The 22,808-nt window shown below is 35.6% G+C and carries 15 protein-coding genes; 8 read left to right on the top strand and 7 right to left on the bottom strand.

Annotation, left to right across the window (positions count from 1 at the left end):
- Positions 1 to 68 precede the first annotated feature (68 nt).
- Positions 69 to 1,046, top strand: a complete 978-nt coding sequence (locus tag DFQ08_RS04235) for a pyruvate dehydrogenase complex E1 component subunit beta (protein WP_114308531.1) — start codon at positions 69 to 71, stop codon at positions 1,044 to 1,046.
- Between the two features lie 88 nt (positions 1,047 to 1,134).
- A complete protein-coding gene (locus DFQ08_RS04230) occupies positions 1,135 to 3,645 on the top strand; it encodes a DUF5686 and carboxypeptidase-like regulatory domain-containing protein (protein WP_245935363.1) in 2,511 nt (836 codons plus the stop codon).
- Between the two features lie 78 nt (positions 3,646 to 3,723).
- Here the strand turns inward: DFQ08_RS04230 and cysM are convergent, their stop codons facing one another.
- Positions 3,724 to 4,602, bottom strand: coding sequence for a cysteine synthase CysM (cysM, locus tag DFQ08_RS04225; protein WP_114308529.1), 879 nt, complete (start codon positions 4,600 to 4,602; stop codon positions 3,724 to 3,726).
- A complete protein-coding gene (gene epsC, locus DFQ08_RS04220) occupies positions 4,595 to 5,392 on the bottom strand; it encodes a serine O-acetyltransferase EpsC (RefSeq protein ID WP_114308528.1) in 798 nt (265 codons plus the stop codon). The genes cysM and epsC overlap by 8 nt, the downstream gene beginning before the upstream one ends.
- A gap of 338 nt (positions 5,393 to 5,730) precedes the next feature.
- Here epsC and DFQ08_RS04215 point away from each other — a divergent pair, with 338 nt between their 5' ends.
- Positions 5,731 to 6,258, top strand: a complete 528-nt coding sequence (locus DFQ08_RS04215; protein ID WP_114308527.1) for an inorganic diphosphatase — start codon at positions 5,731 to 5,733, stop codon at positions 6,256 to 6,258.
- 148 nt (positions 6,259 to 6,406) lie between these two features.
- Positions 6,407 to 8,821 carry a sodium-translocating pyrophosphatase gene (locus DFQ08_RS04210; RefSeq protein ID WP_114308526.1) on the top strand — a complete coding sequence of 805 codons (2,415 nt, stop codon included), beginning with the start codon at positions 6,407 to 6,409 and terminating at the stop codon, positions 8,819 to 8,821.
- A gap of 83 nt (positions 8,822 to 8,904) precedes the next feature.
- Here DFQ08_RS04210 and DFQ08_RS04205 read toward each other — a convergent pair whose 3' ends face one another.
- From DFQ08_RS04205 to DFQ08_RS04190, 4 genes are all read right to left on the bottom strand, one after another.
- Entirely contained in the window at positions 8,905 to 11,634 is a 2,730-nt protein-coding gene (locus DFQ08_RS04205; RefSeq protein ID WP_114308525.1) for a TonB-dependent receptor, read from the bottom strand.
- A gap of 79 nt (positions 11,635 to 11,713) precedes the next feature.
- Positions 11,714 to 12,565 carry a GLPGLI family protein gene (locus DFQ08_RS04200; protein WP_114308524.1) on the bottom strand — a complete coding sequence of 284 codons (852 nt, stop codon included), beginning with the start codon at positions 12,563 to 12,565 and terminating at the stop codon, positions 11,714 to 11,716.
- Positions 12,566 to 12,676: 111 nt separating this feature from the next.
- The gene (locus DFQ08_RS04195; RefSeq protein ID WP_114308523.1) at positions 12,677 to 13,525 is read right to left on the bottom strand and encodes a GLPGLI family protein; all 849 of its coding nucleotides are present in this window, start codon (positions 13,523 to 13,525) and stop codon (positions 12,677 to 12,679) included.
- Positions 13,525 to 13,917 carry a hypothetical protein gene (locus tag DFQ08_RS04190; RefSeq protein ID WP_114308522.1) on the bottom strand — a complete coding sequence of 131 codons (393 nt, stop codon included), beginning with the start codon at positions 13,915 to 13,917 and terminating at the stop codon, positions 13,525 to 13,527. Before DFQ08_RS04190 ends, DFQ08_RS04195 begins: the two co-directional genes overlap by 1 nt.
- Before the next feature lie 212 nt (positions 13,918 to 14,129).
- Between DFQ08_RS04190 and DFQ08_RS04185 the strand changes: the two genes are divergently transcribed.
- The 4 genes from DFQ08_RS04185 to DFQ08_RS04170 all read left to right on the top strand — a co-directional run bounded on the left by DFQ08_RS04185 (position 14,130) and on the right by DFQ08_RS04170 (position 18,570).
- Positions 14,130 to 15,668, top strand: coding sequence for a sensor histidine kinase (locus DFQ08_RS04185; RefSeq protein WP_114308521.1), 1,539 nt, complete (start codon positions 14,130 to 14,132; stop codon positions 15,666 to 15,668).
- Entirely contained in the window at positions 15,661 to 16,344 is a 684-nt protein-coding gene (locus DFQ08_RS04180) for a response regulator transcription factor (RefSeq protein WP_114308520.1), read from the top strand. The genes DFQ08_RS04185 and DFQ08_RS04180 overlap by 8 nt, the downstream gene beginning before the upstream one ends.
- A 137-nt stretch (positions 16,345 to 16,481) precedes the next feature.
- Complete coding sequence (locus DFQ08_RS04175) at positions 16,482 to 17,885, top strand: sensor histidine kinase (protein WP_114308519.1); 1,404 nt, start codon at positions 16,482 to 16,484, stop codon at positions 17,883 to 17,885.
- Positions 17,860 to 18,570 carry a response regulator transcription factor gene (locus tag DFQ08_RS04170; protein ID WP_114308518.1) on the top strand — a complete coding sequence of 237 codons (711 nt, stop codon included), beginning with the start codon at positions 17,860 to 17,862 and terminating at the stop codon, positions 18,568 to 18,570. The genes DFQ08_RS04175 and DFQ08_RS04170 overlap by 26 nt, the downstream gene beginning before the upstream one ends.
- Before the next feature lie 70 nt (positions 18,571 to 18,640).
- Here the strand turns inward: DFQ08_RS04170 and DFQ08_RS04165 are convergent, their stop codons facing one another.
- Positions 18,641 to 22,705, bottom strand: coding sequence for a T9SS-dependent choice-of-anchor J family protein (locus DFQ08_RS04165; protein ID WP_114308517.1), 4,065 nt, complete (start codon positions 22,703 to 22,705; stop codon positions 18,641 to 18,643).
- Positions 22,706 to 22,808 lie beyond the last annotated feature (103 nt).

The raw sequence follows: 22,808 nt of genomic DNA, 5'->3' as shown, positions 1-22,808 counted from the left end.
CGATACACATTTAGTGGTATTATATAGACAAGAATTATTATTTTTGCTACACGATTAAAAATAAGAAAATGAAGACAATTCAATTTAGAGAAGCTATTTGCGAAGCCATGAGCGAAGAAATGCGCAGAGATGAGAGTGTTTATCTTATGGGCGAAGAAGTAGCAGAATATAATGGTGCTTACAAAGCATCAAAAGGGATGTTAGACGAATTTGGAGCAAAACGTGTAATTGATACCCCTATTGCAGAACTTGGTTTTGCTGGTATCGCTATTGGATCTACAATGACAGGAAACCGTCCTATTGTAGAATACATGACGTTTAACTTCTCTTTAGTTGGAATTGACCAAATTATCAATAACGCCGCTAAGATTAGACAAATGTCTGGAGGGCAATTTAAATGTCCTATAGTTTTTAGAGGACCTACTGCATCTGCAGGTCAATTAGGAGCTACACACTCACAAGCTTTAGAAAATTGGTTTGCTAACACACCGGGTTTAAAAGTTATTGTTCCTTCTAACCCTTACGATGCTAAAGGCTTATTAAAAGCTGCCATTAGAGATGACGATCCTGTTATTTTTATGGAAAGTGAGCAAATGTATGGTGATAAAGGTGAAGTGCCAGAAGGTGAATACACTGTGCCTATTGGAGTTGCTGATATTAAACGTGAAGGAACTGATGTTACAATTGTTTCTTTCGGAAAAATTATAAAAGAAGCTTACAAGGCTGCAGACACTTTAGCTGAAGAAGGTATTTCTTGTGAAATTATAGATTTAAGAACTGTACGCCCTATGGATAGAGCTGCAATTTTAAAATCTGTTAAGAAAACAAATCGTCTTGTTATCTTAGAAGAAGCTTGGCCTTTTGGAAACGTTGCAACAGAAATTACATATTTAGTACAATCGGAAGCCTTTGATTATTTAGATGCTCCAATTGTAAAAATAAACACTGCAGATACTCCTGCACCATATTCTCCTGTTTTACTAGAAGAGTGGTTACCTAACAGTAACGATGTCGTAAAAGCAGTAAAAAAGGTTATGTACAAATAAATTGCAGATTTCTGCGTTTAATAAACTTCATTAGTGACCCTCAAACTTTTGTTTAGTAGGAGCATTAATGAAGTTTTTTTATTTAAATATGAGACTAAAATTATTTATTACCTTCGTTGTTTTCGGATTTTTATCGGCTTTAGCACAGACTAAAGTCAGTGGCTATGTTTACGATGAAAATAAAGTTCCTGTTCCCTTTGCCAATGTCTTATTTAAAGGTTCAACAGAAGGCACCATTACCAATGAAGATGGTCGGTTTTATTTAGAATCTGATAATAACTGGTCAACGTTAATTGTTTCTTTTGTAGGGTTCGAAGCCTTAGAGGTTCAATTACCTAAACGTGTTAACTACGACCTTTCTTTTACTTTAAAAGAAGAAGCCTCCTCTTTAGATGAAGTTGTAATTGTTACCGGAAAACAATCTAAAAAGGCCTCTGAAAATCCGGCAATTAGAATTCTTCAAAAAATATGGGAACGCAAAAGAGAAAACGGTCTTAGCCAATTTAACCAATACCAATACGATCAGTACGAAAAGGTTGAATTTGATCTCAATACCATAGACAGCGCTTTAATTAAAAGCAAGCTCTTTAAGGGTATGGAATTTGTTTTTAATGAAGTGGACACCTCTAATGTGACCGGTAAAACTTACCTCCCGATATTTCTAAATGAATCGGTAAAGAAAATCTCTGGTGATAATCTTATTGATAAACGCCATGAAGAACTCGTTGGAAATAAAAATTCAGGCTTTAGTAACAATCAAATCATTATAGATTTTATAGATGATTTATATTCTGAATATAACGTATACAATAACTATCTGAAATTTTTTGACAAAAGTTTTGTCAGTCCTTTAAGTCGAACCGGTGTTCAGACCTATAATTATGTCTTATCTGATAGTGCTTATATTGACGATAAATGGTGTTATAACATCATCTACTATCCCAGACGAAAAAATGAGCTCACGTTTAAAGGCGACTTTTGGGTGAATGACTCTACCTATGCTATTAAAGAGATTAACCTTCAAGCTTCCAAAAGTGCCAATATCAACTGGGTTAAAGAAATTTATATTGAACAAGAATTTGAGGTCTTAAACGATTCGGTATTTCTTATTAAGCGCGATTACTTCTTATCAGATTTTGCGGTCAATAAAAAAGAAAAATCTCGAGGGGTTTACGGCAAACGAACCACTATCTATGATAATTATAAATTTAACATCCCAAAGGATCCAAAATCTTACGACGAGGTGGTTTATAATTATGATCAAGATGTGTACAACCGTGAAGATGAGTTTTGGACAAACAACCGCTTAGAAGCTCTAAACAAAGATGAAAAAGGGGTTTATAAAATGTTAGACACCCTAAAAACGGTCAAGAAATTTAAACGTCTTTACAATTTAGGAAGCATTTTAGCCTCTGGTTATATAGAATTTCCGAGTGTGAATTTAGATTATGGACCTATTTTTTCAACCTTTGGATATAACGAAGTTGAAGGTGTACGTATACGAACCGGTGGAAGAACTTATTTCGGACCTAACGATTTATGGCGTTTAGAAGGCTTTTTAGCTTATGGCTTTAATGATGATAAATTTAAATATGGGATCTCCGGAAAATGGCTCTTAGATAAGCGCAGCCGACTTACCGTTTTTGGTGGAAACAGACGCGATATTGAACAAATTGGCGCTAGTTTAACTAGCTCTTCCGATGTTTTAGGCCGTAGCTTAGCCTCTTCTGCCGTTATTGGAACAGGGACTAATGATAAGCTCTCAAATATTACACTTACCAATTTTGGAGCTTCTATAGAACCGTTACGGAACTTTGAAGTCCGCATTGATGGAAGTTTTAGAACTTTAAGCTCTGCCTCGCCGACCTTCAGTTTAGACTATAACGATCCTGATGAGCCTTCTGGTGTGGCTTCTGAAGTACAACAATTTGAAACCCGATTATCTTTAGGGTATTTCCCTAAACGACAAATGACCGGTTTTGGAGTAGAGCGCAAAAATAAGAATGATAACTTTGCACGCCTTTTTGCACAAGTGAGTCGTGGAGATCAAAACTGGTTTGAGAGTGATTTCGATTATACCAAATTACAACTCTCCTACATTCAACCGTGGCAAGTTGGTGGTTTTGGAAGATTAGTCACTTCAGTAGAAGTTGGTAAAACTTATGGAGAAGTACCTTTAGCATTACTTAGCGTAGTACCCGGAAACCAATCCTATTTTTCAATCTATAACACGTTTACGCAATTAGATTATTATGAATTTGTAACCGACACCTATAGTTCAGTGCATTTAGAACACAACTTTAACGGTCGTATTTTTTCAAGAATTCCGTTCTTAAAAAAATATAACTTAAGAGCCATTTTAGGGTTAAGAGGTGTTTGGGGTGAGTTATCGGATGAAAACAAAATTTTAAACCAAACAGGGAACCCAATGGAAATCCCACTGATTGCACCCAATACAAGAATGTATTACGAATATAGTTTTGGTGTGGCTAATATCTTTAAAATCTTACGTCTCGATTTTAATTTTAGAGGAAATTATCTAGACCGTCCAGATGCAAGACCATTCGGAATTACCGGTAGTTTCGGATTTTATTTCTAATTCGATAAAACACATTTCATAAAAAAAGCGATTTACAGTCTGTAAATCGCTTTTTTTATGTCTTATAAACTTCGTCTATTACGCAAATAAATCTGACGATAAATACCGATCGCCGCGATCGCAAATAATACAAACAATAGTTCCATGCTCTAAAGTTTGCGCTAATTTTAAAGCTGCCGTCGTTGCCCCACCACTACTCATTCCGGCTAAGATGCCTTCTTCTTTTGCTAATCGGCGCGTCATTTCTACAGCTTCTTCTCTGCTCACTTCTATGGTTTGGTCTACTTTAGACGCATCAAATATTTTTGGCAAATAAGCCTCAGGCCATTTTCTAATTCCTGGTATTTTAGAACCATCTGTGGGCTGTACGCCTACAATTTGGACATCTTCACTTTGTTCCTTTAAGAAGGTTGACGTTCCCATAATGGTTCCGGTTGTTCCCATCGAAGATACAAAATGGGTAATCGTCCCTTCAGTATCTCTCCAAATTTCAGGACCTGTGGTTTTATAGTGTGCTTGCCAGTTATAAGGATTAGAAAATTGATTGAATGAAAAATAACCTTCCACTTCAACTTTTTGAATGGCGTAATCTCTAGCGCCTTCAATACCATCGGGATGCAAGGTCACTTTCGCCCCATAAGCGCGCATGGTTTGCACACGTTCTTTAGTCGCCGTATCAGGCATTACCAGTTCTATATTCAGCTTATATAAACTTGCAATCATGGCTAAAGCAATCCCTGTATTACCACTTGTGGCTTCAATTAATTTAGAATCCTTATCAATCTGATTGGTCTCTAGCGCTGTTTTAATCATATTATAAGCCGCTCGATCCTTAACACTTCCGCCGGGATTATTACCTTCTAATTTAAAGTATAAATTAACATTCGGATTGGTATTTAAAGCCATTGACTTTACCAAAGGTGTATTTCCTATTTGATCTATAAGTGTCTTATTCATCTGCTTTTTTAATTTTTGAAAAAATTTCAATCTGATGGTTGTGTGTCACTACGGAATGACTTGGTACCGATTTGGTAAGCCAAGTATTACCACCAATTACACTCCCTGTACCAATCACAGTATCGCCTCCTAAAATGGTAGCATTGGCGTAGATGGTCACATGGTCTTCAATGGTAGGGTGACGTTTGGTATTTTGATATTGTTTTTTAACCGTTAAAGCTCCTAAAGTAACCCCTTGATAAATTTTTACACTATCCTTAATAGTGGTCGTCTCACCAATAACAACACCGGTTCCATGATCAATAAAAAATGAAGCGCCTATCTGCGCGCCTGGGTGAATATCAATCCCTGTAACGGAATGCGCATATTCCGTCATTAATCTTGGAATTAAAGGCAAGTTAAGTTGATAAAACACGCGGGCCATACGATAGATAGAAATTGCAAAAAAACCAGGATAGGCCAAGTAAATTTCTTCAATAGACTGCGATGCGGGGTCGTTGTTATAAATTGCTTCAGCATCCATTTTTAAGCTGGCATACAAGTCCGGAATCTTATCTTTAAAATCCTCCCAGCGCTTACAAGGTTTGTCTTTAATCTCAGGACAAGCCCTATTTCTAATCTTAACAAAAAGATGCTCTAAGTCTTGTAAAGCCTTATGGGCATCCGTATCGCAATCATAAAATGCTTTAAACAAGAGTTTGGTGAACTGTTGTGATTCTTCTTTTAAGGTCAAGGACACTTTTATAGAAGCCTTGTGCTGATTGATAACGTTAACTAAGTTTATATCCATAGTGAAATCCCTGATTTTAAATGTCGCATAATACATCCCAACATTACAGATATAACGAAATTAGTGAAACAATATGAACAACAAAAACATGCCCCTATAATTAAAACATTGTTTTAACATGGTAGATTTGTTTCTTGAGGAAGATGTTAAAACAGTAGTCCCTTAACTATTCTGCTTCAAAACAAAGAAAAGTCATCCTAAGGCCGCGATATACGTAAAGTCAAACATATTTAATTGCTTAACTCCAACAATATATTATCTTTGCTGCACTTAAATATTTTATAGCGAATATAATAATGGTTCTAAGAATGTTAGAACTCCCAAATACAATTTAAAACATGTCAAAATCAGAAGAATTAACTTTCGATGTATTAATTGAAATACCTAAAGGAAGTCGTAATAAATATGAATATGATTTCAAACTAAACAAAATTAGGTTTGACCGTATGCTTTTTTCGTCAATGATGTATCCTGGAGACTATGGTTTTATTCCAGAAACATTAGCCTTAGATAGCGACCCTTTAGATGTTTTAGTTTTAGGACACCAGCCAACTTACCCAATGGTGGTTATGGAAGTTAGACCTATTGGTGTATTCCATATGACGGATGAAAAAGGGCCAGATGAAAAAATTATTTGTGTTCCTGTTTCAGATCCTATTTGGAGCAACAACAAAGACATTAGCGATTTAAATCCGCACCGATTAAAAGAAATCGAGCATTTCTTCAAAGTATATAAAGACTTAGAGAAGAAAAAAGTTGATACTGGTGGATGGGGAGATGCTGCTGAAGCAATTAAGATCTACCACGAATGTGTAGAACGTTACAATCAGAGTGAGCACAAGGCCAAAGGCACATTTACCATCTAAATTACAGATTTAAGAATCCTTATTTTTAACAGGTTAGATTATTAAAAAAGCAATATCAAGCAATTGATATTGCTTTTTTCGTAAAAATATATTTGATTTTCATTACTTTTACTAGGCTAGTAACTTACACTTATTAAACTATTATACTATGGAAGTAACAATGATTTATATGCCTATAGTCTTAGCACTATTGGGCCTAATTTACATGCTTATAAAAAAATCTTGGGTCATGAAACAGGCCGCAGGGGATGGTAAGATGAAAGAAATAGCGGACCATATCTACGAAGGCGCCTTGGCATTTTTAAATGCAGAATATAAACTCCTTGCTGTATTTGTCTTTATCGTTGCCCTACTTTTAGCGCTAGTCTCTATTATAGTTCCAACCACCCATTGGCTCATTATTGTAGCCTTTATCTTCGGGGCGGTATTTTCTGCTTTTGCAGGAAACATAGGAATGAAAATAGCCACAAAAACCAATGTTAGAACTACACAAGCCGCTCGTACCAGTTTACCAAAAGCGCTTAAAATTTCTTTTGGAGGTGGAACTGTTATGGGGCTTGGTGTTGCAGGGCTAGCCGTACTAGGTTTAACCGCCTTTTTTATTTTCTTCTTTTGGTTTTTTATGGACAGTACTTGGACCAATAACTTAGACATGACGGTGGTTTTAGAAACCTTAGCGGGCTTTTCTTTAGGTGCTGAATCCATTGCCTTATTCGCAAGAGTTGGGGGCGGCATTTATACCAAAGCCGCTGATGTAGGTGCCGATTTGGTTGGAAAAGTTGAAGCCGGAATTCCTGAAGACGATCCGCGTAACCCCGCAACCATTGCTGATAACGTAGGCGATAATGTTGGTGATGTTGCCGGAATGGGGGCCGATTTATTTGGCTCTTATGTTGCCACTGTTTTGGCTGCCATGGTGCTCGGAAATTATATCATCAAAGATATGGGCGGCGCCATAAATGATGCTTTCGGTGGTATAGGCCCAATTCTTTTACCAATGGCTATTGCTGGGGTTGGTATCATTATTTCGATTCTAGGAACCATGTTGGTAAAAATAAAATCTAACGACGCTAAGGAAGCCCAAGTTATGAGGGCTTTAAATATTGGAAATTGGACCTCCATCATACTTGTAGCTATCTCATGCTTTTTACTTGTAAATTGGATGTTGCCTGCCAAGATGCAAATGCATTTTTTTGGGGAAGGTTTAGTAGAAATCTCTGCCATGCGCGTCTTTTATGCTACTTTGGTTGGACTGCTTGTAGGAGCTGTAATCTCTTCCGTTACGGAGTATTATACCGGTTTGGGTAAAAATCCTATTTTAAAAATTGTACAACAATCCTCAACTGGAGCCGGAACCAATATTATTGCAGGTTTGGCTACCGGAATGATTTCTACATTTCCATCGGTATTGCTTTTCGCTGGAGCCATTTGGTCTTCTTATGAATTTGCGGGTTTTTATGGTGTCGCTTTAGCGGCTTCAGCGATGATGGCCACCACCGCCATGCAATTGGCTATTGATGCCTTTGGTCCTATAGCAGATAATGCCGGTGGTATTGCTGAAATGAGTGAACAAGATCCTATTGTTAGAGAGCGTACGGATATTTTAGACGCTGTAGGAAACACCACCGCTGCAACAGGTAAAGGCTTCGCTATTGCATCTGCTGCTTTAACATCCTTAGCGCTATTTGCCGCTTATGTTACATTCACCGGAATTGATGGCATTAATATTTTTAAAGCGCCTGTATTAGCAATGCTATTTGTTGGCGGTATGATTCCCGTTGTCTTTTCCGCTTTAGCTATGAATGCTGTTGGTAAAGCAGCGATGGAAATGGTCCACGAAGTGCGACGACAATTTAGAGATATTCCGGGCATTATGGAAGGTACGGGAACCCCAGAATACGATAAATGTGTAGCCATCTCAACTAAGGCTTCTTTAAAAGAGATGATGCTTCCCGGGTTATTAACCATAGGATTTCCTTTAATTATTGCTTTTGCGCCCCTTCTTTTTGGAATGAATAGATTACTTATTGCTGAAATGTTAGGCGGTTATATGGCCGGCGTAACCGTTTCTGGTGTATTATGGGCCATCTTTCAAAACAACGCCGGAGGGGCTTGGGATAATGCTAAAAAATCTTTTGAAGCTGGCGTAGAAATCAATGGCGAAATGACATTTAAAGGTTCTGACGCCCATAAAGCAGCCGTAACTGGTGATACGGTTGGTGATCCCTTTAAGGATACTTCAGGACCATCTATGAATATTCTAATTAAATTAACCTGTTTAATTGGTTTGGTGATTGCTCCTATTTTAGGGACTCACAGCACAGAAACAGCTTTGGCATCAACCAATAATACTATTGAAGTTACAGAATCCATTTTTATAGAAACAGAAGAAGAAGAAGAAGAAGAAGGAGAAAGCATTGAAAATTTAGCAAAAGCAACGGTTACAATAACCAAAATTGAAAACGGAAAAAAAGTAAGTATTAAAAAAAGATTTGAAGGAACTTTAGAAGATGTTACCCAAAAATCTAAAGCCTATGTTCAAGATCAAAAAGAAGAACATTAAAAGCTTAGTAAATTTTTATTTCAAAGGATAAAAAAGCCTTCTAATTTTGATTAGAAGGCTTTTTTAATTGAAACGATCCCGTTTTATAAGGTATACGTCAATCTAAACGTTATAAATCTTGGTAAAATAAAGGTTTCAGAACTGTAAACCGAAATATTACTCGACCCGTTATTCACTTCAGAATCTATATTTAATAAATTGGTGGCTTGCAATTGGTATTCCCACTTTGCATCATCATTTTTTCTATATGCTAAAGTCGCATTCCAGGTCTGATACGATTGTGTATCTCCAACATTACTACTCTGACTTGTGTATGAATAGTCCGTTCTAAAAGTTAATGCTTTCCATATATAAGCATCAAACTCTACAGATGGTGCGTTGGTAATAAACTGCGTATCGTTATCTTCTCCCTGTTTTGTATCTGAGATACTAAACTGATATTTTAAACTTACATTAGGCGCTTCTCTAAAATTAGTCCTTAATTCTGGAGTATAGCTCTGAGAGAATGTTTCATTTACAGACCTTACATCTTCTACAAATTGATTACTCTTGCTATAATTGAAGTTAGCACGTAAACTTGCACGTAACTTCCCATATGTTCTTTGTATACGTCCTATAGCCGTTACACTTTCATCTGCAAAATTAGAATTGAAATAAGTATTGGTTCTAATAACGTTATCAAAATTAGTGTAAGATCTTACTTGGTCTATATTTTTACTATAGTTAAGTATAGCAAAAACATTGGTATAATTAAATAAGTTAAAACTAAAATAACGCAAACTTAAATTGTGTGATAAAGCGTTTTGTAATTGAGATTCACCATACTGCAGGCTGTTATAGTTATTTAGTACCAAGCCCTCTGCCAAGTTAGTAACATCTGTAAACGCATTTTTCATATTATAGCGGAAGGTTAAACTCTCACTCTTTTTAAATTGAATTTGCGTTTCAAAATCTGGTAATATTCTGAAGAAATTATCTTCATAAGTCTCAGAAAATTGTGTATTTTTATTACCATAAGCATGCAATGAGAATCCTGGCGTAATGGTAAACTTCCCTGTTTTTAAACGGTAATGAAAACCAAGGTAAATATCACTGAAGTTATATTCCGTATCATTTTCATTCCTTAAAACTTCACCTTCCTCATCCGTTAAACTCGCCGTTGGGTCAAAGTAGGATCCGTCATCTAAGAACTGAAAAATATTAGAGTTAAAAGTCTGCTTGCTTAAAATTGTTCCTAAGGTAAGGTTAATGTTACTCTTAGAATTCAAGATATTATAGTAGTCTAACTTTGCATCTAATTGGTTAGATTTTATACGACGCTCTTGATTTAAGTTGTAATACGATTGGTCCGTATCTAAACCTAAACTCATTGCTGTACTTTCAAAAGTATCTTCGTCTTTTAAACCTATAACATTATAAAAAGGATCTTCATCTTTTATTAAATGCTGTGCTTCTAAAGCAAAAATATTAGTTTCGTTTAATGTGTAATAGTAGTTTAAATTTTGATTGATACTAAATGGCTTTGCCTCATCAAGTTGGTTTGTATTTCCTACTACAGAAGAGTATTCATTTTGCGTTTCAGAGTCGCTAGAAATTCGACCTAAAACGTCATAGTTTAATTGATTATTAGCATTAGGTTTATAGCTAGCACTTAACTTAGCTAATCCTTGATTGGTAGCTTCTCTACCGGTTTGAATCGTTTCTTCATCAGGAATTCCAAGTTCTGGATTAGTATAACGTACAAAGCTTTCTTCTCTTGTATTTAAACGATTGGCGTTATAAATTAAAAACCCACTTAAATCTAAGGCCTTATTTGGAGCGTAACTAAAGTTAACAGCGGCAAGTTTAGACTGTATAGATTGCGAATCGCCCACATTGGTTAAACCACTTAAGCCGTTATCACCAAGATTAAGGCTAGTACCACTATTAGCACTTGGGCTTCTAAAGCCACCTCCAAAATTTCTAATGTCACGTCCTGTTAAAGCCACCTCACCGGTGTTATTTAAATCGCCAATAACATTAATACTGTATTTTGGGCTGTAATAAAATAGCTTTGGTTGCACAAGGTATAACTCGTCATTAGGAGACGGTGCTACACCACTACCTACCGTGACATCACCAAACCAAAAGTTTTCTTTTCCTTCTTTAAGTTTAATATTAATAGCTACGTTGTCTTGGTTGTTTTGCACACCACTTAGTTGACCTACCTCAGCATAATTACGCAGCACCTGAATTTTATCTACCGCATTAGAAGGAATATTTTTAGTTGCTAATTTAGAATCGCCATCAAAGAAATCTTTACCATTCACCATAAGCTTGGTTACCTCCTTTCCTTCTACTTCAATTTTTCCTTCAGACGTAATTTCTACTCCAGGTAATTTTTTAAGAACGTCTTCAAGCTTACGTTCGGTACCACTTTTAAAGGAATCGGCATTATAAATTAAAGTATCTCCTTTTACCGTAACAGGCATTTCGTAAGTTAACTCCACCGCATCTAGCATATTATCGGTGAACATTTCAAAATCTTTTGTAATATCAGCCTCTTGTGTTTCTACCAAAGCGTCTACAGATTTTAAACCGATATAACTCACTTGAATACTATAGCTTCCATTTTCTCCTAAGGAGATCATATATTTTCCATTAGCATCTGTAATGGCGTAAGATTCTAAAGCGTTAGAAGATTTATTAATCGCAATAATATTGGCCAATTCTAATGGCTCTCCAATACTATCTCTTACAATTCCTTGCATTTTAATTTGGGCAAAAGAACTCATAACCACTATTGAAAATAGTAGTGTTAAAATATTTTTCATATTATGTTTTGGCTTAGGTTGGTTAGGTTTAGAGCTGAAATATAATGTGGCTCCACACAGGAATAATGTTTATCTCATATTAGTTTCTGCCACGTCTGCCACCGCGACCATTACGACCACCATACATTTCACGCATTTCTTCCATTTTTTTAGTTGTGATTTCAGTATATTCTGCTTGAGTCACTTCCTCACCTTTTTTAGGTTTATCAATGGTTTCTTTTTCAGCAGGATTTAAAACTATTTTAGTACATAAGATAGTTGTGCGGTCTGCATTAACTTCTAAAATTAATCCTGGTAGTCCCCAATAATCATCGGGCCCCTGGTTTACAGGAATTTGAGGCGAATACCATGCTACAACATTTATAGTTTTAGGCGCTTTTGCCGTAGAATCCTTCTCTTTGTCTTTATCACCACCTCTAGGACCTCTAAAACTTGCAAAATCTACACCTGTTGGTACAATGGTCGTTGTGGCTTTAAAACATGTATATTGACCAATTTTTTTGGTTTCTGTTCCCATGACCCATTCTAGGTTTTTCAAGTCGTCTTTAATTAAAAACTGTTTTCCGAAAAACTCTTGATTCTGAATAACCTCTTTAGTTTGAACGTTTTTATATTTAGGTCCGCCTGTAAAACTTCCGCCAAATCCACGACGTCCGCCACCGGCTCCAGGAGCTTCTAACTTTTCTTCTTCTTTATAAATAGATTCCGATTTTGTAAAGGTTAGCGTGTATTCTTTTTCTAAAAAGCTTTTCATTCGTTCTTGAATTTGCTTCTTACGTTCAGCACTCATATCCTGACCACCAAACTGATCTAAATCTACAGTGGTTTTAGACATATAGTAGGCCTTTCCTTGAAAATCTTGCGCAAATAGGCTAGCACTAGCCATAAATACAGTAAATAATAATGTAATCTTTAGCGGTAATTTCTTCATCTTTATTAGTATAGTCAAACTCAACATTGAATTTGGTTAATCTCACGCAACGTAAGACTCTCGAAATGAAGAAAAGTTAAACGCAACTCTGTTAAACTTATGTTAAGAAAATTAACCACCTATTGAAATATGAATCGCACCATCTTTGGATCCTCTACTTGGAGCGTAACGTTCCATCATTTCTTTGGTTTTCTTTTCCATAATATCATCATATTCCTTTTGCGAGACTTCTTTACCTTTAGTAGGTTCTTCAATCTCTAATTTTTCCTGAGGATTAATAACAATTTTACTACAGATAACAGTTAGTTTTCCATCGTGTATTTCTAAAATTAAACCAGGAAGCCCTTGGTATTTGGCAGGACCATTACTTACAGGAATCTGAGGTGTGTACCAAGCTGTTATAATTCGCTCTTCCATTTCTGGTTCTTTCTCTTCCTCATTTTCATCTTCGATATCTGGCTTACTATTAAAGTTTAAATTCACTTTAGGAACCTGTTTTGTATATGTTGCTTTAAAACACATGTACTCCCCAATATGCTTAGTATTGGATTGTAATTGCCATTCAATGGGAGCAATAGAATCTTTTATTAGGAATTTCTTACCCATAGTTTCTTTTTGGTCTATATAACTTTGATCTTTAATATTTTTATAAAAAACATCAGAACCACTATTACCCAAAGACATCTGAAAACCACCACCAATCTGTGGTTTATCTAACTCAACCTCTTGCTTGTAAACTGAAGATGATCTATCAAAAGTTAACAGGTACGTTTTTTGAAACTGTTTTTTCATCATTTCCATCATTTGCTTCTGCATAGCATCATTCATTTTGGTGCTATCCATTTTAATATCAAAATCGCGATGGGTTTTGTAAGTTGCTACACCTTGAAAATCTTGTGCGTTAATAGATGAAACGGCACCTATTAAAATTAAAATAAGAACTCTAGTAATTGTCGTCATTATCTTCTGTTTTTAAGATTATAAAATTTCAATGCAGTGGCCTTTATTTTTTCAATATTCTTTAGAAATTTTGCTTTTTCATTGGTACGTCCTATAACAGAATACGTCATGCTACCTTTTAAATTATTCTTAACCTCTGAAAAACTACAGTTTAAAGTAAGACTCAATTCTTCATTATTAGTCATCATTTTAAATAGCTCATCTATATCCTCCGGTTTAAAAGTAGATTCGAGGTCTTCAACTGAATCAATTGTAACTTCAATATTAATCCCATCCATTTTTAGTGTATTTTCCTCAACTTTAGACTGACTATATCCAACAACAGTAATTAATAATACTAAATAAGTGCACGCTTTTTTTGGACTAAAATAGTCACGAATTTTTGATTTCATTTTTTATAGTTTTATGATTAATATGTTACAAATATGCCCCCTAAGAACGGGCTTTTAGGTTAACTAGTGTTAACGTGTGTTAACCGTTAACTTTTACTAAATAATATCGTTATACATTTGAAACATCCATATCTAGATTTTGACACCTAATGAAGTAATAATATGGATGTACCATGCGACTGTAAAAAACAATACATATCAACACATGAAACATGAACAATAAAAGATACCAATGGATTTTATACACCATTATTGCTGTAATTATGGCTACGATTGGGATACAAGTCTATTGGAACTATAAAAACTACCAGACCAATAAACAACAGCTAATCAATGACGTGCAGATTAGTTTAGATAAAGCGGTAGATGATTATTATACAGCTTTAGCAGAGCGCACTACTTTTGGTTTTATTCTTGAAGGCGACCGACAAAAAAATGCATTCGAAGATAGTGGTGAGCTGGAAAAATTTTTAAAAAACATTGATGAATCTAATAAAGAGTTCACCAACCTCGATGCTTTGGATACAAATTCGATTGAAGGGATAACAATCTTTAGAGGGCATAAGGCCGATTCAATGTCAGAAGCTCACAATAAAATACACAATCCCGGATCAATAGATCAACTTAAATTAAAAATAGATAGTTTAAAAACCGATGATAAAGACGTTAATTTAAAAAATGCCGAATTTCTGACCTCTAAAGTGATGATTTCAATAAAAAATGACACACTTGACGTAAAGGCTGTTGAAGGATTAATAGCTGAAGAATTAGAACGCAAAAGCATCAATGTCGACTTTTATTTAGATTATAAAGACATCCAACGTGACGTTGATTATTTTAGCGTAAACCGATCCTTACCAGAATTTACCCCTAACCATATGTCTGATGATTATTTGCAAACAGACACAAAATCTAGATTCCTTCCAAAAGGCACATTTTTAACCATTTTATTTACCAACACCACCAAAGCTATTTTATATCGTATGGTCGGAGGCATCTTAATTTCAACCCTCTTGGTTTTAGCCATAATAAGTTGTCTATTCTACCTATTAAAAATCATTAAACACCAAAAGCAACTCGCCGAAGTTAAAAATGACCTTATTAGTAATATTACTCACGAGTTTAAAACCCCAATTGCCACCATTAGTGCAGCATTAGAAAGTATTAGCAATTTTAATGCTATTGACGATAAAGCCAAAACAAAAAAATACCTGAACATGTCTTCGGAGCAATTAGGAAAGTTGAATATTATGGTCGAGAAACTATTAGAAACCGCAACCTTAGATAGTGACAGTTTAGAACTGAACAAGGAAAAATTTGAACTTATCACATTACTTGAAGCCTTAATTAATAGATATAAAATGCAATTTCCAGATAAAACATTTAATAACACTATACAGCTTGAAAGTTTGGTTATTAATGCTGATATTTTTCATATCGAAAACGCATTAAATAATGTGTTAGATAATGCTATAAAATATGGTGGAGATATTATAACCATTGACTTATTGCCAAAGAGCAATAATTTTGACATTCTAATTTCAGACAACGGAAGCAGCTTAACTAAGGCAAATAAAGACCAGATTTTCGATAAATTCTATCGCGTACCAAAAGGCAATACACATGATGTAAAAGGCTTTGGTATTGGTTTATATTACAGCAGAACTATTATTGACAAGCACAATGGGTCTATAAGCTTAGAACTTCATGAAAATTTAACCACATTTAAAATCTCTCTTCCAAATGGCTGATAAAATCAAATTGCTATTGGCCGAAGATGAAGCGGCATTAGGACAAATACTCAAAGAAAGTCTAGAAACACGAGATTTTGAAGTCATTCTTTGCGAAAACGGCGATAAAGCTTTTGAAAAATATAAATCTGAATCCCCAGAAATTTTAGTTCTAGACGTAATGATGCCCAAAAAAGATGGATTTACCTTAGCTAAAGAAATTAGAGCCATAGACGATACGATTCCCATCATATTTTTAACTGCCAAGTCGCAAACTACAGACGTGGTTGAAGGCTTCTCAATTGGTGGAAACGATTATTTAAAAAAGCCATTTAGTATTGAAGAGCTAATTGTTAGGGTTTATAATCTTGTGAGTCGAACAAAAACTCAAACACATTCAGAAGTCATTACTATTGGCAATTACACATTCGATTTTCCTAAACAGCATCTTAAATTTAAAGAGGGTGACCATGTCCAACTCACCCATAGAGAAGCGCACCTCTTGTTTCATCTGATAAAAAACAAGAATCGCGTTTTAGAGCGTTCTGTGATTTTAAACAAACTTTGGGGTACTGACGATTTTTTCTCTGCCCGAAGTATGGATGTTTTTATTAGCAAACTCCGTAAAAAACTTTCTAAAGATAACACCCTACAGATTATTAATGTCCGTGGCTTTGGGTATAAACTTACGGATTAAACCATTGAAAACTTCTCTGTAATATTTTAGGTATCTTCGACATTTAAAAAACCATAATGTCTTTTGGCTACGGTTAATAATAAGTTAACACCTAAGGCTGCTTTACACAGTTTACGCATTTATGGTACATTGTCGCTATGCAAATAAAATCTAAAACACTGATTGCTGGAGCTATTTTTACATTAATAGCCCTAACGACCATGCAAGGGTATTTAATTTTTAATACCTATGATCTAAGGAAAAATAGTTTTGCCGTAGAATCTAGAATGACAATAGGCAGCATTGTACAAAACCCTTATGTAGACTCCATTTCATGGGCTTACCGTACTGAATTTGTAGATAAAATCCCCGAGTACCGCAAAGGCCAAATTAATAAAGAAGCACTTATACAAACCTTAAAAAATGCTGCTAATGAAAGTAATAAAGGTTTCTTAGACTATTTTAAAGAAGGTGCTGAACACTTCGGCTTGCATGAAAATGTTCTGTTTAAACGGTCTGCTTCCTTAATACTATTTACCTATGAAAATGGCGAAAAGGAAACGATTTTAGCCGAAAACGAAGACCCTGATCTCTTTTTATTAGGAACCGATTTCCCTGTAGACGAAGGCTATTTAATTAACGCATGGAACTGGTCTTTTGATAAAGGCTTTACCAATGCCAGTGGAAATCTAGAAACCGTAGTTATTACCTACAGAGCAAGCCTCTACATGAAAATAATTGATTGGGATAGCATCATGCTAAAAAAACTACTGCTGCTTTTATTCGTTGCTTTTTTACTCTTTGTATTTATTATCACCTTAGTCAGCTACTCCATTAGAAATCTCTTAAAGATTAAACGGATCTCGGAGATTAAAACCGATTTTATTAATAATATTACTCACGAGCTTAAAACGCCTTTGGCCACCTTATCTATTGCCACAAAAACCTTAACTAACAAATACGCTAAAGATGATAAAACCATTTCAGATGAAGCTATTGCTACTATTAACAGACAAAATAAACGGCTTCAAAACCTTATTGATCAGGTTGTAGATAATAGCTTAGGTTACAACCATATTAATCTTCACTTAGAACCGGTATTGCTTTCTGAATTTATAGATGAAGTTTGTGATGATTTTTCATTAACCTTACCCCAAAGAATTCAGCTTTTACGAGTCATAGAACCTTCCGATACTCCTATTTTAATTGATAAGTTTTTTATCAGTACGGCTATCATCAATGTTTTAAATAACGCGGTTAAGTTTGAAGGCACTGTGCTTAAGGTTGAATTAAAGACTATAAAAGCCTACAGTGTAATAACCATATCGGATAATGGCATCGGAATTTCAAAAAAGAATAAAAAACTTATATTTGATAAATTCTATAGGTTGAGTGAAAAGAACAAGCATGATTATAAAGGCTTAGGTTTAGGGCTTTATTATTGCAGTCAGATTATAAAAGCTCACCATGGAATTATAGATGTTGAAAGCAAAGAAAAACAAGGCTCAACGTTCTTTTTGAAAATCCCTACTAATCATGGAAAAGAGAATCTTACTGGCTGATGATGACATTGATTTTGGTGCTGCCTTAAAAAAATATTTAGAACTGAATAAGTTTGAAGTTATATGGGCCAAAGATGGCACAGAGGCTTTAGAATTATTTAAAATGCATACCTATGATATCTGCATCATAGATGTAATGATGCCTTTAATGGATGGGTTTCAACTCTCCAGAAAGATTTCAAAAATTAACAATGAAACTCCTTTTCTATTTGTTACGGCCAGAAAAACTAAAGAAGACCGTATAAAGGGACTCAGTTTGGGCGCCGACGACTATATTACCAAGCCTTTTGAGGTTGAAGAACTTATTCTGCGGATTAATAATATTATAAAACGAACCACACAGCAAAAAACAATTCGTCTAGATACCGAAAACGAAAGTCTTATTAGCATTGCTAACTTTCAATTAGACGTTGTTAATCTCACTTTAACCCTTGCAGAGACCACCTCTAAAATCACAGAAAAAGAAGCACAACTCATTTATTTCTTGTTTAAAAATAAGAATACCTTAATACCGCGAGAAGAAATTTTAGCGAAGGTTTGGGGCCATAGTAATTTCTTTTCAGGCCGAAGTATGGATGTATTTATTTCTAGAATACGAAAACATTTAAAAGCCGACCCTTCCATTTCCATAAAAAGTTATCGCGGTGCCGGATTAGAATTTCGGATTGACAATAATTATAACTAAATAAAATTAAAAAAGCAGCTAATAAATTAGCTGCTTTTAAGTTAAGAACGGATTAATTTGCTATTTATCCTTACGCCTTAACAAACTTTTTAATAACACTATTTCCTTTTGTATCTGTAACCTTTAAAAAGTACATTCCAGATTCTAAATTTGAAACATTCACACGGTTGTTTGAAGTCGCCTGTGTCATTATGCGCTTCCCGTTAATATCCATTATGGTAAGGGTTTCAATATGATCTCCTTCAATATTTAAAGTGTGTGTAACAGGATTTGGATAAAGTACTAATGAAGAATTAAGATCAAAATCATTCACTCCTAAACTCACATCGGTAATAGTAACATCATCAATATATATTGTTCTATTTGACGCTTCTCCTACAGCATGCTTAATTGCAACATAAGCATCACCATCAGCATGTAATGGAAGGTCTACAGCATATTCTAAAAATTCTACATTATATCCACCACCAGAAGTAATAGATACAGTTGAAATGGCTTCAAACGTAGACGCATCTGTTGGATCACTCATTGTACCAATAATTAAATCGGCAAAAGGTGCATAAGCAGAACTCTGTTTTGCAAAGAACTCAAGTCTATGTGATCCATCATTAATTCCAGGAAATTCTGGTAAGATTAACAACATCGTGGCATTGGCATCGTTTCCAGGGTTGAAAATTATAGCATTTTCTCCCGTATGCGCATAAGATGTAGAGCTGTTTACCTCGGCCAATTCAGAGCCTGTAGAGTCTGTGATTTTATTCCAGCAGAATGGAAAATCGCCATCCTCATAGCCTTCAAAACCTTCTGTAAAATTCGCTGTAAATGCTGCACAACCCGTTCTTGTATCATAAGGTCCAAACCAGGCACTATACCCCGAGCCTTCACTTCCTGTAGCCTCACATTGGGCACGTACAAAAATACGGTATGGGCTATTAGGGATTAATGCATTACCATCAGAGTCTACCGTAATATTTGTTGTTAAACTATTACTCACTAGTGCTGTTTCTAAAGCCGGATTAAAGTTTAGATCAGTTTGCTTTACAATAATTTCCCATTCCGTTTGGGTTTGAGAGTCTAAAGTTAAATTAAGATCAAAAGCGGTAGCACTAATATTAGAAGCTGTAACATCTAATAACTCAAAACACGTTGGTTGAGCGGTAAGTACGATATTATCTAAATACACCGTTTTATTATAGGTTGATGTGGTTTCTGGATGAAAAGCCAAATAGGTTCTTGTAGCGTCATAAGGGATGTTTACCGCATAAAGCGCGTAATTATTAGTGTTTTCAGAAGAATTACTCAATAAATAAGAACTTAATTCTAAAAAGGTGGAAGCATCCGTAGGGTCTGACATTAAACCTACTTTAAACGTTGTATCTCCTGAACTGGTAGAGTTTACTTTGGCTGCAAATTCCACACGTTGTGTTCCATCGGCAATCGTAGTGCTCTCTGGAGAGATTAAATAAACGGTATCATCTGCACTTAAGGCCATTTCGTAATAATTTTCTGGAGAATACGATTGTGAACTACTTGCATTCACTTTTATAGATGGTGCGGTTCCGGTAGACGTTGCAATAGTAGACCAACAGTAAGGCGTTTCTAAATCGTCTGGCATGGCATCAAAATTCTCACTAAAATCAGCAATAACACCACAGCTCGTTCTAAAGTATACAGGGTCTGACCACACACTAAATCCATCCGTTCCACAATTTGCTCTTATAAATAATTCATAAGCCGTATTACTATCTAAATCTGAAATAGTAATAGAATTTGACGTCACATCTACAGGTGTTGCTGCATCAAGATTTTCTGTTCCTGAAGCTTGCACCACGTACTGCCAATCGGTTTGTCCGGTATTTAAACTCCAAGTTGCATCTGCTGTCATTGTGGATACATTAGTCACCTCAACATCAACCACCTCCAAACATGTTGGTTGGCTTACAATGGCCACATCATCAATATAAATGGTTCTGTTAGCCGCTTCACCAACACCATGCTTAATCGCCACATAGGCATCTGCATCGGAATGCATTGGAAGGTTAACACCATATTCTAAAAATTCAGAACTAAATCCTCCTGCGGTTATTGAAACTGTTGAAACTGCTTCAAACGTAGACGCATCTGTTGGATCACTCATTGTACCAATAATTAAATCGGCAAATGGAGCAGAGCTAGAATTCTGTTTTGCAAAAAACTCTAATCGACGTGTCCCATCATTAACAGCAGGAAATTCTGGTAAGATTAACAACATCGTGGCATTGGCATCGTTTCCAGGATTAAAAATTATAGCATTTTCTCCCGTATGCGCATAAGATGAAGAGCTGTTTACCTCGGCCAATTCAGAGCCTGTAGAGTCTGTGATTTTATTCCAGCAGAATGGAAAATCGCCATCCTCATAGCCTTCAAAACCTTCTGTAAAATTCGCTGTAAATGCTGCACAACCGGTTCGTGTATCATAAGGTCCAAACCAGGTACTATACCCCGAGCCTTCACTTCCTGTAGCCTCACATTGGGCACGTACAAAAATACGGTATGGGCTATTAGGGATTAATGCATTACCATCAGAGTCTACCGTAATATTTGTTGTTAAACTATTACTCACTAGTGCTGTTTCTAAAGCCGGATTAAAGTTTAGATCAGTTTGCTTTACAATAATTTCCCATTCCGTTTGGGTTTGAGAATCTAAGGTTAAATTAAGATCAAAAGCGGTAGCACTAATATTAGAGGCTGTAACATCTAATAACTCAAAACACGTTGGTTGAGCGGTAAGTACGATATTATCTAAATACACCGTTTTGTTATAGGTTGATGTGGTTTCAGGATGAAAAGCCAAATAGGTTCTTGTAGCGTCATAAGGGATGTTTACCGCATACAGTGCGTAATTATTAGTGTTTTCAGAAGAATTACTCAATAAATAAGAACTTAATTCTAAAAAGGTGGAAGCATCCGTAGGGTCTGACATTAAACCTACTTTAAACGTCGTATCTCCTGAACTGGTAGAGTTTACTTTGGCTGCAAATTCCACACGTTGTGTTCCATCGGCAATCGTAGTGCTCTCTGGAGAAATTAAATAAACCGTATCATCGGCGCTTAACACCATTTCATAATAATTTTCTGGAGAATACGATTGTGAACTACTTGCATTCACTTTTATAGATGGTGCGGTTCCGGTAGACGTTGAAATAGTAGACCAACAGTAAGGCGTGTCTAAATCGTCTGGCATGGCATCAAAATTCTCACTAAAATCAGCAATAACACCACAGCTCGTTCTAAAATAAAGTGGCCCTACCCATTCACTTACCCCATCAGTGTCGCAATCTGCTCTTAGATATAATTCATAAGCCGTATTAGAGGTTAAACCTGTAATTTCAATAGCATTAGACGTGGTTTCTACTGTGGTTGCAGCATCAGGATTCTCAGTTCCTGCAATTTGCACCACATAATCCCATGATGTTGCGGCAGACGTCCAATTTACATTTAGAGAAGATGCCGTAAGATCTGAGATTTCAATAGCACTCGGTGGTAAACATGAAATTGTATTAAAATCGAGCTCTATATTGGCTCTATAATAATCTAAAACTCCTGTTGGTGGCGCAGCCGGATCTGGATTGGTAGTATTATTGCCGTAATGTAAAACTCTACCGTATGCTGCAGAATATCCTAAATTATGGCTTATAAAATCGTTCGTATCACTACCCTCTTGGTTTTCATCTACAGCAATCATTAAATTTGCCATATTAGAATAAGCAAAAGGGGTATCTAAAATAATACTCACCTCATTATTAAATACGCTTACTGTCCCAGCATAAACTTGCGTTAAGTCTTCTAAAGGCAACCATCCTGAGGTCGACTCTAGCACATCGTTAGTCGTTTCTGCCATATACACCACAAGATCGTTGGAGTTTTCTAAATTTCCGTTGGTATAAAATGTAATTTTAGAAATGGTACCGGCTTGATTAATTTCTGACTGCAAATAGATATTTTGCGAATAAGAATAATTATCATCAGCATCAATGGGAGATTCTTGGTAAGAATTAGAAGTAACCCCTAAGGTAACGTCATCAATTAAGACCGTTTGAGCACCTGCACTTAAGCAAAGCATTACAAAAAGTAGCAGTAAGTAGTTTTTTCTCATGATTTTAAATTTAATTTTTAGACCTTAATAAGCCTTGTTAATTCATTAACTAGCTTAATTTAGCGTAAACATATTTACTATAACACACTTTACAAAGGCCTTA

The sequence above is a fragment of the Winogradskyella arenosi genome (assembly GCF_003337305.1).
In the GTDB taxonomy this organism is placed as follows: Bacteria; Bacteroidota; Bacteroidia; order Flavobacteriales; family Flavobacteriaceae; genus Winogradskyella; species Winogradskyella arenosi.
The sequence above is the reverse complement of the archived record's forward strand: the minus strand, read 5'-3'. Positions and strand labels throughout refer to the sequence as shown.

Bases quoted from the DNA above. Each gene is read 5' to 3' on its own strand.
- DFQ08_RS04235 (WP_114308531.1), top strand. From the start codon at position 69: ATGAAGACAATTCAATTTAGAGAAGCTATTTGCGAAGCCATGAGCGAA.
- DFQ08_RS04230 (WP_245935363.1), top strand. From the start codon at position 1,135: ATGAGACTAAAATTATTTATTACCTTCGTTGTTTTCGGATTTTTATCG.
- cysM (WP_114308529.1), bottom strand. From the start codon at position 4,602: ATGAATAAGACACTTATAGATCAAATAGGAAATACACCTTTGGTAAAG.
- epsC (WP_114308528.1), bottom strand. From the start codon at position 5,392: ATGGATATAAACTTAGTTAACGTTATCAATCAGCACAAGGCTTCTATA.
- DFQ08_RS04215 (WP_114308527.1), top strand. From the start codon at position 5,731: ATGTCAAAATCAGAAGAATTAACTTTCGATGTATTAATTGAAATACCT.
- DFQ08_RS04210 (WP_114308526.1), top strand. From the start codon at position 6,407: ATGGAAGTAACAATGATTTATATGCCTATAGTCTTAGCACTATTGGGC.
- DFQ08_RS04205 (WP_114308525.1), bottom strand. From the start codon at position 11,634: ATGAAAAATATTTTAACACTACTATTTTCAATAGTGGTTATGAGTTCT.
- DFQ08_RS04200 (WP_114308524.1), bottom strand. From the start codon at position 12,565: ATGAAGAAATTACCGCTAAAGATTACATTATTATTTACTGTATTTATG.
- DFQ08_RS04195 (WP_114308523.1), bottom strand. From the start codon at position 13,525: ATGACGACAATTACTAGAGTTCTTATTTTAATTTTAATAGGTGCCGTT.
- DFQ08_RS04190 (WP_114308522.1), bottom strand. From the start codon at position 13,917: ATGAAATCAAAAATTCGTGACTATTTTAGTCCAAAAAAAGCGTGCACT.
- DFQ08_RS04185 (WP_114308521.1), top strand. From the start codon at position 14,130: ATGAACAATAAAAGATACCAATGGATTTTATACACCATTATTGCTGTA.
- DFQ08_RS04180 (WP_114308520.1), top strand. From the start codon at position 15,661: ATGGCTGATAAAATCAAATTGCTATTGGCCGAAGATGAAGCGGCATTA.
- DFQ08_RS04175 (WP_114308519.1), top strand. From the start codon at position 16,482: ATGCAAATAAAATCTAAAACACTGATTGCTGGAGCTATTTTTACATTA.
- DFQ08_RS04170 (WP_114308518.1), top strand. From the start codon at position 17,860: ATGGAAAAGAGAATCTTACTGGCTGATGATGACATTGATTTTGGTGCT.
- DFQ08_RS04165 (WP_114308517.1), bottom strand. From the start codon at position 22,705: ATGAGAAAAAACTACTTACTGCTACTTTTTGTAATGCTTTGCTTAAGT.